Genomic DNA, 13129 nt, shown 5'->3' with positions numbered 1-13129 from the left:
TCCTTTGAAGAATGAAAACGCTCAATCCGCCAGCAGGTGGGCTTCGAGCAGCCAGAGCTGCTTGTCGCTCTCGCGCGAGATCTGGGTGAAGAGGTCGGCCGTGGTGGCGTCGCCCTCGGCTGCCGCTGCGTCGATCGCAGCGCGCACGGCCTTGGCGAACAGCGCCAGGCTGGCGGCCAGCGCGCGGATATGCGCGTCGCCGCCATGGGCAGCGAGCGGGTATTCATAAAGCGTGGTGGCGCCCGCCGTGGTCTGCACCCGCCCATCTGCCACATGGCCCAGCGTGGTGATACGCTCCGCCAGGAGATCGACGAAGTCCTCGATCTGCCCATGCACGGCGTCGAACAGGCCGTGCAGCTGCAGGAAATGGCGGCCGCGCACGTTCCAGTGCGCCTGCTTTGCCTGAGCCTCAAGATCGAGCGCGTCGGACAGGCGCGCCTGGAGCAGTGCGACCGACGCCTTGCGCACGTGGGCCGAAAGATCGATGCTGGTTTCGTAGGTCATCGGATCAAGCCTTGAAGAACGCGAGCAAGTCGGCGTTGATGACGTCAGGGTGGGTGGAGGCCATGCCGTGGGGCAGGCCGGGATAGGTCTTGAGCGTGCCGTGCTTGACCAGCTTGATCGCGAGGTGGGCGGAATCGGCGATCGGCACGATCTGGTCGTCCTCGCCGTGCAGGATCAGCACCGGCACATCGATGGCCTTGAGGTCGTCGGTGAAATCGGTTTCCGAAAAGGCCTTGATGCAATCGTAGTGCGCCTTGGCGCCGCCCATCATGCCCTGGCGCCACCAGTTGTCGATCAACCCTTGCGAGACATTGGCATCGGGGCGGTTGAAGCCGAAGAAGGGGCCTGCGGGCACATCGCGGAAGAACTGCGCGCGGTTGGCCAGCAGCGCGGCACGGAACCCGTCGAACACTTCGATCGGCAAGCCCCCGGGATTGGCCGGGGTCTGCACCATGATCGGCGGAACCGCGCCGATCAGCACGGCCTTGGCCACGCGGCCGGGCTTGGCCAGCGCCACATAGTGCGCCACTTCGCCCCCTCCGGTGGAATGGCCCACGTGGATGGCGTTCTTCAGGTCAAGATGATCGGCCAGCGCCGCCACGTCGGCCGCGTAGGTGTCCATCTCGTTGCCTTCGGCCGTCTGGGTGGAACGGCCATGGCCGCGCCGGTCGTGCGCGATCACGCGATAGCCTTCGCCCAGGAAGAACATCATCTGCGCGTCCCAGTCGTCGGCGCTCAGCGGCCATCCATGGTGGAACACCACGGGCTGCGCGGTCTTGCTGCCCCAGTCCTTGTAGAAGATTTCCGTGCCATCGGCGGTGGTGATCGTGGGCATGACGTGAAGGCTCCCCTTCCGGCGGCGCCATGGGCAACCTTGCCCACGGCGCACGGCCAGCGTTTCGTTCGCCCGGCAGTGTGCGCGCGGGCTCCACCGCTGCCAGCCCCTGCATGGGGGGCAACCATCCCCCCATTTCGGGTGACTACCCTTGTGCCCGAGCCCATGGTATCGGCTGGCGCCATGCCCGCGCGCGACGATACCACGATAGGCATTCTGATTGCCGACGATCACCCGATGCTGCGCGAAGGAGTGTCGGCGGTGATCGCGATGCAGCCAGACATGGCCGTCGTGGGCGAGGCTTCCACCGGGGAAGAGGCCGTTGCACTCTATGATGCGCTGCGCCCCGGCGTGGTGCTGATGGACTTGCGCATGCCCGGCATGGGCGGCCTGCCGGCGATAGAGGCGATCCGCGCGCGCCATCCCCAGGCGCGCATCCTGGTGCTGACCACTTATTCCGGCGATGCCCAGGCGCTTCAGGCGCTGCGCGCGGGGGCCGCCGGGTTCCTGCTCAAAAGCAGCCTGCGCCGCGAATTGCTGGGCGCGATCCGCACCGTTTATGAAGGCCAACGCCACCTGGCGCCCGACGTGGCGCAGGAAATCGCCCTGCACGCAATCGACGAGCCACTGACCCCGCGCGAAACGCAAATCCTGCAACTGATTGCCTCTGGCCATGCCAACAAGCAGATCGCCTGGGCGCTCAACCTGGCCGAAGAAACGGTGAAATCGGGCATCAAGAACATCTTTGGCAAGCTGCACGTCAACGATCGGACCCACGCGGTGACCAAGGCGGCACGGCGGGGCATCATTGAACTTTAGCCGCTGGCGCAAGGCGGGCGGGCTGGCGGCCGGCCTGCTTGCCCTGGCGGCAACACCGCTGGCCGCGCAGCGCCCGGAACCCGCGCTGGCCGGCTACAAGCACGAACACTGGACGCTGGAAGAAGGGGCGCCGGGGCGGATCAACGCACTGACGCAATCGAGCGACGGCTTCCTGTGGATCGGCAGCGTGGAAGGGCTGTTCCGCTTTGACGGGCTGACGTTCGAGCCCGTGCAACCGCCGGGCAAGGACGCGGCGCGGCTGGTGGTATCGCAACTGGCGGCCACGCACGACGGCACGGTTTGGGTGGGACTGGGGCGCGGTCGCGGGGTGATGGCTTGGCGCAGCGGACGCCTGGTGGACATGGCCATGCCCCACCCCTCGCGCCAGGTGACCGACATGGCCCAGGCAGGCGATGGCGCGATGTGGGTGGTGCGCGGCGGGCGCAGCGAAAGCACGCTGGCCCGCTATGCTGCCGGGCGCTGGCAGGAATTCGGCAAAGAGGCCGGCCTGCCGGCCGAGCCCGCGTGGAGCACGGCCTTTGCCGCCGATGGCACGCAATGGCTGGCCACCGAAACCCGCGTGCTGGTACGGCAGGCGGGCGCGACACGCTTTGTCGATACCGGCATCGCCGTGACCCCGCGCGCCAGCCTGGCGCCAGGGCCGGGCGGTGCCATGTGGTTGTCCGATGCGGCCGGCACGCGGCGCATCGCGGCCGAACGGGGCCGCTGGCGCGCCGGGCCGCCGCTGGCGATCAATCCCGATCCGGTGGGCGGCACGCGCATGCTGTTCGATAGCGGCGGCACCTTGTGGGAAACCACCTGGAACACCGGCGTGCTGCGGCTGGACAACGCAGGGCGTGGCGCCCCCGCGCTACGCCGCTTTGCCTTCGATGCCACGCAAGGACTGACATCGGACCAGACCCACGCCCTGCTGCAGGATCGCGAGGGCAATCTGTGGATCGGCACGGAACTGGGGCTGGACAAGCTGCGCCGCGTGCCGGTTGTGGTGGAAACCGCCATTCCCGCCAATTCCCCCACCAGCTATCGCCTGGCCGCCGCCAGCGACGGCACGGTCTATGTGGCGGACGCCCGCGCGGCCTATGCCATCGCGCCGGGCCGGGCGGCGCGGCCGATCCTGGCGTTGCCCAGCCCGGCCACGGCGCTGTGCCCGGCGCATGTGGGGGGCGCCTGGCTGGTGCGCAAGTCGGCGATGGTGCGGCTGGGGCCGCAGGGCGCCGCCGGCGCAACGATCGCCTTGCCGCCGGGGTTGGCGCCGCTGGCCTGCGGAGAGGATGGCGCCGGGCGCCTTTGGCTCGCCGCGCTGGACCAGGGGCTGTGGTGGCGCGCGGGCGGGGCCTGGCATGCCGTGTCCGCGCCGGGCAGCCTGCCGGCCAATATCGCCATCGGCGCGGACGGGCGCGCTGTCGTCGTGTTTCGCGGGCCGCCACCGGCAAAAGGCGCGGCGCCGTTCGATGCCCCATTCGTTGCACTGCCCGACAGCCAGTCTCGCGTCGGCGGGATCGAAGGCCTGTTGCCTGGCGACGCGGCCAGCGGCCCGCTGATCAGCGGCGCACGCGGCATAGAGGCGCCGCTGGCTGCAAACATGCACCCGCTACCGGCCACGCGCTATCCCTGGGCCGCTTCGCTCAACGGGCTGGTGCGCGCCAGCAATGGCGATGTGTGGGGAATTGGCGATATCGGCATCGTGCGGCTGCGCGCCGCCGATCTCGCCACCGCGTTGGCCCGGCACGGCACGGCCGTGCCCTGGCGGCTGTTCGATTTCCGCGACGGGCTCAACAGCTTCGTACAGAAAGCGGCCGGCGCGCAAGTGGCCCAAGGCGGCGATGGTCGCATCTGGTTCCTCACCCGCCGCAACGTGGTTTCGATCGCGCCCGACGCCTTGCGCGGCAATCCGCTGCCGCCCGCCGTGCTGGTGCGCGCGATCGTTGCGGGCGGCGCGGCGCGGGCACCGTTGCCGGGGCTGCGCCTGCCGGCAGGCACCCACGGCGTGCGCATCGATTTCACCGCCACCAGCCTTACCGTGCCCCAGCGCGTGCTGTTCCGCACGCGCCTGTCGGCCGGCAGCAGCAGCGGGGCCTGGACGGCGCCATCGCCCGAACGCAGCGCCGTGTTCACCGATCTGGGGCCCGGCGACTATACCTTCGAAGTGATCGCCGCCAACGAGGAAGGGGTGTGGAACCCGGTGGGCCAGCGCGTGCGTTTTGCCATTGCCCGGCGCTTCTACCAGACCTGGTGGTTTCCGCTGGCAGCGATCCTGGCGGTCTCGGCCGCGCTCTACCTCGTCTATATGGCCCGGGTGCAATACCTGGGCCGGCTGATCCGCGATCGCATGGCCGAACGCGAGATGGAGCGCGCACGTATTGCGCGCGAATTGCACGACACGCTGATCCAGGGCGTGCAAGGGCTGCTCATGCGCTTTCAATCGGTGGCCGACCGGCTGGCCCACGATCCGGCCGCGCAGGCCGTGCTGGTTCCGGCGCTGGACCGGGCCGAAGCCATGCTGATCGAAGGGCGCGACCGGGTAAAGGGGCTGCGCCGGCTGGAAGACCGCCACTTGCGCCGCGAGTTGCAGCGCCTGCTCGACAGCCAGGTGACCGATGCCGCCCTGACACTGACGGTGAAAGGCGCGGTACGGCCGCTGCACCCCGATATCGTCGATGAAATCGTCGCGATCGTGGGCGAAGCGGTGTGCAATGCCGTGCGCCACGCCCAGGCGACGGCAGTGGACGTGCACGTGGACTATGGTGCGCGGGCGCTGGCGCTGTTCGTCAGCGACGATGGCATCGGCATCGCCACCCTCACCACCGACGCGGACGGCGCCGATGCGCTGACCAAGGGACACTATGGCCTGATCGGCATGCGCGAGCGGGCCCGGCGCATCGGCGCATCGTTCTCGATCGAAAGCGGACACCATCTGGGTACCCTGGTGCGCCTGGCGGTTCCGGCGCGGCTCGCCTATGCGGCCTAGGGCCGGTCACCCTCGTGCGCAGGCGGCGCGGCTTCGTCCTTGTGCGGATGGCGCAGCGCGTCGATCTCCGCCTGGCGGCGCTTGAGGTAGAAATCGCGCGTGGCGTTATAGGGATCGGGGGATTCCTCGCGGAACTTCTTGAGCTGCCCGTCGATCGCGGTGCGATCATCGAGGCCGCCGATCACGGTCACGGCCAGGCCATAGGGCACGGTGTCGAGCGGCTTGCCCACGGCGAGCGGGAACCACGCGCGGTCGATCGTGGTGCCGATCAGGTCGCGCAGGGTGGTCGGCCCGATCAGCGGCAGAAACAGGTAGGGGCCCGACTTGATCCCATAGAACCCGGCCACGTCCGCCAGGCCATTGGGACGATAGGGAATCTTGAGCGGCTTGGCCTTGGCCACGTCGATCAGGCCGGCCAGGCCCACGGTGGAATTGACCGTGAAGCGCACCAGCACCTGCCCGGCCTTGCCGAACTTGTGCTCGAGCAGGAACGCCACGAAATTGCTGGGCTCGCGCAAGTTGTACAGCGCATTGTGCAGCCCCCGGCGCAGCGGCGACGGCAGGGTCTTTTCATAGGCGCGCGCGACCGGGGCCACGACCAGCTTGTCCCCCTTCTGGATCGCCTCGAACGATTTCTGGTTGATCGCGTGGGCCGGGTCTTGCCGGGAAAAGCTGTCACCTTGCACCACGATGCCCGGCGCTTCGTCTGCTTCGGCCGGTGGAGCGGGCTCGGCCGGGGCGGATTCGGCCGGGGCGGGCGCTGCCGTGGCCTGCTCGGTCGCTGGCGCCGGTGGCGCAGCGGGCGCGGGCAGCGTGGGCAACTGGATCTGCGGGGCGGTCTGATCCTGCGCCTGGGCGCGGGCGGCGCCTGGCAGCGCCGCCAAGGCAGCCAGGGCCGAAGCGGCCAACCATGCTGCCGCCCTGCGGCGCGACGCGCGCCCGCCGCTCTTGTCCATCGCCATAGTCACCATAACCCGCCAGTTGGCCGGGAATGCTGTATGCACGATGAACCTGGGCCTCAGTTACCCCATCGTATCGCAATATTCCAATGCCTTGCGCAAGGCTGCGTCAATAGACATCGCGGCAATAGCGGCCCTGTTCGCGCAGGCCGTCGACAAAGGCGCGCGCGCCGTCTGCATCCATGCCGCCATGGCGCATGATCACCTGCACCAGCGTTTCTTCCACGTCGCGCGCCATGCGCGCCGCGTCGCCACAGACATAGAGGCACGCGCCCTCTGCCAGCCATTGCCACAGCGCCGCGCCTTCTTCGGCCATGCGATGCTGGACATAGATTTTGGCCGCCGTATCGCGCGAAAATGCCAGGGACAGGCGCGCGAGATGGCCTTGCGCGTGCCAACGCGCAATCTCGCCCTCGTAATAGAAGTCGCTCGCGCGGTGCTGCTCGCCAAAGAACAGCCAGTTGCGACCCACGGCCCCCCGCGCCTCGCGTTCCTGCAGGAAAGCACGGAACGGCGCGATGCCCGTGCCCGGCCCGATCATGACCACCGGCACGGCATCGTCGGCCGGCAGCACGAAGGCCTGGGTCGGTTGCACGAAAATCCGCGGGGATGCGTCGATGCAGCGGTCTGCCAGATATGTGGAGCAGGCACCGTGGCGCGATGCGCCGCCTTGCGCCCAGCGCACCGCCGAAACGGTCAATTCCACCCGGTCGGGGTCCGCCAGCGGGCTGGACGAAATGGAGTAGAGCCGCGGCTGCACCGGGCGCAGCGCATCGACCAGCGCCTGCGCGCCGGGGCGCACCGCCATCGCGGCCAGCACGTCGATCATCTGGCGGCCCCATAGCCATTGATCGAGCGCAGCCTTGCGAGCCGAAGCCAGCAACGGGGCAAAAGGCGCATGGCCATCGACCAGGGCCAGCGCCTCCAGCACGGCGCGTGCGGGCCGGGTGATTTCGCGGCGGCTGATCAACGCTTCGTGCAACGGGACCACCGCTTCGCCCACGACCACCGGGGTTTCCCCCGGCAGGCCCAGACAATCGATGATCTGCGCCACCAGCGCCGGATCGTTGTGCCCCCACACGCCCAGCGCATCGCCAGCCTTGTAGCGCAGGCCAGTCCCGGCCAGATCGAAGCCGAAACGGCGCACGTCCTTGGCGGCGCCAGGCCGGCTCAACCGCTGGTTGAGCACCAGCGGCGCGGCCACCGGGTTACGGCGGTCGATGGCGGGTGGTGCCGCGACCCTGGCGGCCACGGCGAGGCGCTGGCCAGGCGGCAGGGCAGCGAGCACGCGCGCTTGCCACGGGGTGTGGTCATCATCGGGCTCGCAATCGTGGCGCGCGGCCAGGGGCCTGGCGCCCAGCGCCGTCAATCGCGCTTCCAACGCGCGGCCGAATCCGCAAAAGGCATCATAGCTGGCATCGCCCAGCGCCAGCACGGCAAAAGCCATGTGATCGAGCCGGGGCGCCCCCTCTACGGCCAAAGCGCGCCAGAATGCAGCGCCATTGTCAGGCGGATCACCATCGCCAAAAGTGCTGGCCACGAACAGCGCATGGCGCACCCCGGCAAGGTCCTGGGGCGCAAGTTCGGCCAGGCAGGCCAGGCGCGCGGCGTGGCCCTGCGCGGCCAGGGCTTCGGCCAGGGCCAGCGCCAGTCCTTCGGCCCGCCCGGTCTGCGAGGCCCAGGCCACCAGCACATCCGGGCCAGCCGCCGCCTTATCGGCCGATGCCGCGGTTGCCGCGGGCACGATCGGTGCGGGCGATGTGGCAGCCAGCGCGACGGCGGCAAACTTGAACGCCGGCTGCAACGAAATCGGGTCCACCGCATCGCTGGTGAGCGCGTTGACCGCCAGATCGGGGCCGAACAGATCGGCCCAGTGGAATGGGGCAAAGCAGGTGCCGGGCAGCACGCGATCCGTCACCACCACGGGCAGCACCGCTTCCCCCCGCCGCGAGCGCAAGCGCGCGCGGCCCTGGTGCGCCAGGCCCAGGGCGGCGGCATCGTCGGGATGGACTTCCACGAACGGGCCGGGGTTGAGCTTGTTGAGCGCGGGCACCCTGCCCGTCTTGGTCAGGGTGTGCCACTGGTGCTGCACCCGCCCGGTGTTGAGCACCAACGGGAAATCGGCGTCGGGCAGATCGGCCGCCGGCAGATGCGGGCGCGACCAGAACCGGGCGCGGCCATCGGGCGTGGGAAAGCGCACTTCCCCGCCATCGGCATAACGGATCGGGTTGCGTGTCTCGCCCTCGGGCGCGCAGGGCCATTGCACCGGCCCTGCGCGCAGCCGCGCGTGGCTGACCCCGCGCAAGTCATAGCCTGTCGCCGGATTGGCGAACTGGCGGATTTCCTCGAACACCTCGGCCGCGCTGCTGTAGGCAAACGCTTCGGTAAAACCCATCGCGCAGGCAACGCGGGCAATGATCTGCCAATCGGGCAGCGCCGCGCCCGGCGGCGGTACGGCGCGGGGGGTAAGCGTCATGTTGCGCTCGGAATTGACCAGCACGCCATCGCCTTCGGCCCAAAGCGCACCGGGCAGCACCACGTGGGCATGGGCATTGGTTTCGGTGGTGAAGAACGCGTCTTGGGTGATCACCAGTTCGGCCGCCTCCAGCCCCGCGATCACGCTTTTGCGATTGGCCACGCTCGCCACCGGATTGGTGCAGATGATCCAGCAGGCCTTGATTTGCCCTTGGGCCATGTCCTGGAACAAGGCGATGGTGCCCTGCCCGCTTTCGCCACGCAGCGTGCCCGGCGCCAGGCCCCAGGCGCTTTCGACAAAGGCACGGTCAGCAGCGTTTTCGGCGCTGCGCTGGCCGGGCAGGCCTGCCCCCATGTAGCCCATCTCGCGTCCGCCCATGGCATTGGGCTGGCCGGTCAGCGAGAACGGCCCCGCCCCGGTCTTCAGGATCGCACCGGTGGCCAGGTGCAGGTTGCACAGCGCATTGGTGTTCCACGTGCCGGCGGTGGACTGGTTGAGGCCCATGGTCCAGCAGCTCATCCAGCGCGGATTTTCCGCGATCATCCGCGCCGCGCGGTGCAGGTCGGCTTGCGTGAGGCCGGTGATCGTGGCCACGCTGGCGGGATCGTAATCGGCCAGGAATGCGGGCATCGCTTCCCACCCGCTGGTGTGCGCGGCGATGAAATCGGCATCCACCGCGCCCTGGGCCAGCAGCAAGTGCAGCAGGCCGTTGAGCAGAGCCAGATCGGTGCCGGGCCGCAGTTGCAGGAACAGGTCCGCCTTGTCGGCCGTGGCGGTGCGGCGCGGGTCGATCACGATGAGCTTGGCACCCGCCTTCACCCGGTCCATCATCCGCAGGAACAGGATCGGGTGGCAATCGGCCATGTTGGCGCCGGTCACCACGAACAGGTCCGCCGCGTCGAAATCGTCATACGAACCGGGCGGGCCATCGGCGCCCAGCGATAGCTTGTAGCCGCTGGCCGCGCTCGCCATGCACAGGCGCGAATTGCTTTCGATATGGCGCGTGCGGATAAAGCCCTTGGCCAGCTTGTTGGCCAGGTATTGCGCCTCCAGCGACATCTGCCCCGAAACATAGAGCGCCACGGCATCAGGCCCATCGCGCGTGACAATCGCGTTCAGCCCTTCGGCCACGGCGGCAATCGCGGTATCCAGAGCCACCGGCGCCAGTGCGCCATCCGCACCGCGCAGTTGCGCCTGCTCTGCCCGGCCCGGCGCCGTGAGCGGCACGTGGGCCGTCTGGCCCTTGGTGCACAGCCGCCCCCGGTTGGCCGGATGCGCCTTGTCCCCGCGCATCCGCACCACCGTGTTGGCGGCCACATCCATCACCACCCCGCAACCGACCCCGCAATAAGGGCAGGCGCTGCGCACCTGAACCACATCGGGGGCGGAAGCGGCCACCTGGCCCTGGGGATCGGCGGGAATGAACATGGCTACAAACGCTCCCGATCAGATCCGCACGCCGGCAATCGCCGCGCCCCAGGTGGTGCGCCAGCGCGTCTTGACCACGCTCAGCCCCGCCAGCGCGAGCACGGCCAGGGCAGCAAAGACCAGGAAGCCCGGCCCCATCGATCCGGTCCACTGCTTGGCCAGGCCCAGCGAGGACGCGAGGTAGAACCCGCCCACGCCGCCGCCAAAGCCGACCAGGCCGGTCATCACGCCGATCTCGTTGCGGAAGCGCTGCGGCACCAGTTGGAACACCGCGCCATTGCCCACGCCCAGCGTGGCCATCACGCAGAAGAACAGCGGGAACATCACGGCAAAGCTCGCGGGTGTCTGGCTGATCACCACCAAGAGCACGGCGGCAATGGCATAGACGCCCGTCAGCGTCTTGATCCCGCCCACCCGGTCGGCCAGCGCGCCACCGATGGGGCGCACCAGCGAGCCGGCGAAGACGCAGGCGGCGGTGGCATAGCCGGCCATGATCGGCGTCATGCCCAGTTCGGTGGTGTACCACGTGGGCAGCGAGCCCGAGAGGCCGACGAATCCGCCGAAGGTGACGCCGTAGAACAGGATGAACCACCAGGCATCACCCTCGCGCAGCATGCGAAAATAGCCCGCGACATATTGGCCGAGCGGTTTGGCTTCAGGCTGGTTGGGGCTGTCCTTGGCCAGCGCGACAAAGGCAATCAGCACGACCACGGCCGGAATCGTGGCCAGCGCCAGCACGTTGGACCAGCCGAACAGCTTGGCCAGGATCGGCGCGAACAGCGCGGCGAGCACCGTGCCGGAATTGCCCATGCCGGCAATGCCCATGGCCTTGCCCTGGTGCGCGGGGGGATACCACCGGCCGGCGAGCGGCAGCGCGACCGAGAACGAGGCGCCGGCAAAGCCCAGCACCACGCCCACCGCGATCAGCGCGTGGATGCTGTCGACGCCCAGTTTCCAAGCGGTCAGCAAGCCGCCGATCACGATGATCTGGCTGATCACCCCGGTGCGCTTTTGCCCGATGCGATCGGCCAGGAAGCCGTTCACCAGGCGCAGCACGGCGCCCGCCAGCGTGGGCACGGCCACGATAAAGCCCTTCTGCGCCGGGCTGAGCGCCATGGCCTTGGCAAAGATCGGCGCCAGCGGCCCCAGCAGGTTCCAGATCATGAAGGCCACGTCGAAATAGAGGAAGGCCATGATCAGCGTGGGCCGATGGCCCGATTGCCAGAACGGTTTTTCAGTCATTGCGAAACGCTCCCCTCAAAGCACGAAATGGATGTTGACGGCGTGGATGGGTGCGGCCCCAATCGCGTGTGCACACACGTGAGGGGGATGCTGCCATGCACGAGGAAGGACGGCTGTGGGCGGCGGTGGGGATTGCCAGCGCGCCGGGACCAAGGCCGGAAAACCAGGATTTTGCCGCCGCCTGGCTGGGCAGCGAAAGCGAGCGGCGGCGCCACGGCCTGGCCGCCGCGCTGGCCGATGGCGTGAGCGGCGGCAAAGCCGGACGCGTGGCGGCCGAACTCGCCGTGGCCAGCTTCTTCGATGGATTCTATGCGCAGCCGGCCACCATCGGCGTGGCCGTCGCGGCCGAGCGCGTGCTGCGCCCCTACAACCGCTGGCTGGCCGCGATGGGCCGGGGCGAGGCCATGGCCCATTGCGCCACCACGTTCACCGCGCTGGTGCTGCGCGGGCGGCGTGCCCATGTGCTGCACGTGGGCGACAGCCGCGCCTGGTTGCTGCGCGATGGGCGCCTGCAGCAATTGACCGTGGACCATTGCCACGCCCACCCCGATATGCGCCATGTCCTGCTGCGTGCACTCGGCCTGGAAGACACGCTGCGGCTGGATCACCAGCAAGTGGCGCTGGCCCCGCACGATCGCCTGGTGCTGACCAGCGACGGCGTGCACGGCGTGCTTTCGGCCCGGCGCATCGAACGCCTGCTCGCGGCGCGTCGTTCCGCCGAGGCCGACGCGCAAGGCCTGGTCGATGCCGCACTGGCGGCGGGCGGACGCGACAATGCCAGCGCCGTGGTGCTCGATGTGGTAAGCCTGCCGCTGCCCGGCCATGATGGCGTGGCGGGCGATCTGGCGCGCCTGCCGATCCTGCCCGCGCCGCAAGTGGGCGAAAGCGTGGATGGCTTTGCCCTGGGTACGCTGCTGTCCGAAGGGCGCCTGGCCCGCGTGTTCCGCGCCACCGATACCCTGGGCGGTGGGGCCGGCGTGGTGATCAAGTTCCCGCAGCAGGCGCTCTTGTCCGATGCCGCCGCGCGCGCCGCCTTTGCCCGCGAACTGGTGGTGGGCGCGCGGGTCAACAGCCCGTTCGTGGGCAGCGCGATCGCCGTCGATGAAAGCCGCCAGACCCGGCTTTACGGGGTGCAGCCGTTCTACCCCGGCATGACGCTGGAAGCGCGGCTGGCCCAGGGCGCGGTGCCCTTTGCCGAAGCGCTGGCGCTGGCCATCGGCATGGCGCGGGGCCTGGCCGCGCTGCACCGGCTGGGCATCGTGCACCGCGATGTGAAGCCCGAAAACGTGATCGTGGGCGAAGACACCGCGCCCCGCCTGATCGACCTGGGCGTGGCGCGCCTGCCCCAGGTGGAGGAAACCGGCGTCGATGAAATCCCCGGCACGCCGGGCTACCTGGCGCCCGAAATGTTTGCCGGAGAGGCCGGCAGCCCGGCCACCGACCAGTTCGCCCTGGGCGTGGTGCTGTGGCGCCTGTTTGCGCGGAGCTGGCCCCACGGCCAGGCCGAAGCGTTCAGCCGCCCGCGCTTTCGCCAGCCCGATCCGCCCAGCCAGGGCAATGCCGCCCTGCCCGGCTGGCTCGATGCCGTGCTGCTGCGCATGGTGGCGATCGACCCGGCCAGCCGCTTTGCCGACATGGTGGACGTGGTCCGCGCGCTGGAAGGTGGCGCCGCCGTGGCGCGCCGGCCCTTGCGCCCCTTGCCTTTGCTGCAACGCGATCCGCTGCTGTTCTGGAAAGGGCTTTGCGCGCTGCTGGCAGCGGCGCTGATCGTTGCGGTCTTGTGGCGATAAGGGCGGAATGCGCACCATGGGCCTGCTCCGAAAACGGGGCGGCGCCATTGCCGTGCTGATGGGATGGGTGAGAAAAGCGGCCGATCA

8 protein-coding genes are annotated in these 13129 nt (G+C 69.2%); 3 read left to right on the top strand and 5 right to left on the bottom strand.

The genetic code is table 11. From position 1 onward, the window contains the following. Window positions 1–21: 21 nt before the first annotated feature. Window positions 22–504: a DNA starvation/stationary phase protection protein Dps gene (gene dps / locus FHT19_RS12510; protein ID WP_168557064.1), complete on the bottom strand. Its 483-nt coding sequence runs from the start codon at window positions 502–504 to the stop codon at window positions 22–24. 4 nt (window positions 505–508) lie between these two features. Next, the gene (locus FHT19_RS12505; RefSeq protein WP_169475379.1) at window positions 509–1339 is read right to left on the bottom strand and encodes an alpha/beta hydrolase; all 831 of its coding nucleotides are present in this window, start codon (window positions 1337–1339) and stop codon (window positions 509–511) included. Between the two features lie 141 nt (window positions 1340–1480). On the opposite strand from FHT19_RS12505, the gene FHT19_RS12500 reads away from it, so the two are divergent. Beyond that, on the top strand, window positions 1481–2158 hold the full coding sequence (locus FHT19_RS12500) for a response regulator transcription factor (RefSeq protein ID WP_348981785.1): 678 nt from the start codon (window positions 1481–1483) through the stop codon (window positions 2156–2158). Further along, window positions 2148–5147: a sensor histidine kinase gene (locus FHT19_RS12495; RefSeq protein ID WP_169475378.1), complete on the top strand. Its 3000-nt coding sequence runs from the start codon at window positions 2148–2150 to the stop codon at window positions 5145–5147. The genes FHT19_RS12500 and FHT19_RS12495 overlap by 11 nt, the downstream gene beginning before the upstream one ends. Here the strand turns inward: FHT19_RS12495 and FHT19_RS12490 are convergent. From FHT19_RS12490 to FHT19_RS12480, 3 genes are all read right to left on the bottom strand, one after another. Further along, window positions 5144–6151, bottom strand: coding sequence for a VacJ family lipoprotein (locus tag FHT19_RS12490; protein ID WP_169475377.1), 1008 nt, complete (start codon window positions 6149–6151; stop codon window positions 5144–5146). The genes FHT19_RS12495 and FHT19_RS12490 overlap by 4 nt on opposite strands. A gap of 64 nt (window positions 6152–6215) precedes the next feature. Beyond that, window positions 6216–10010, bottom strand: a complete 3795-nt coding sequence (locus FHT19_RS12485; RefSeq protein WP_169475376.1) for a bifunctional nitrate reductase/sulfite reductase flavoprotein subunit alpha — start codon at window positions 10008–10010, stop codon at window positions 6216–6218. An 18-nt stretch (window positions 10011–10028) separates the two neighbouring features. Then, the gene (locus FHT19_RS12480) at window positions 10029–11252 is read right to left on the bottom strand and encodes an MFS transporter (protein WP_169475375.1); all 1224 of its coding nucleotides are present in this window, start codon (window positions 11250–11252) and stop codon (window positions 10029–10031) included. 95 nt (window positions 11253–11347) lie between these two features. Here FHT19_RS12480 and FHT19_RS12475 point away from each other — a divergent pair, with 95 nt between their 5' ends. Continuing rightward, the gene (locus FHT19_RS12475) at window positions 11348–13042 is read left to right on the top strand and encodes a bifunctional protein-serine/threonine kinase/phosphatase (protein WP_169475374.1); all 1695 of its coding nucleotides are present in this window, start codon (window positions 11348–11350) and stop codon (window positions 13040–13042) included. Window positions 13043–13129 lie beyond the last annotated feature (87 nt).

Source organism: Novosphingobium sp. SG919 (assembly GCF_012932495.1).
GTDB lineage: Bacteria > Pseudomonadota > Alphaproteobacteria > Sphingomonadales > Sphingomonadaceae > Novosphingobium > Novosphingobium rhizosphaerae.
The sequence above is the reverse complement of the archived record's forward strand: the minus strand, read 5'-3'. Positions and strand labels throughout refer to the sequence as shown.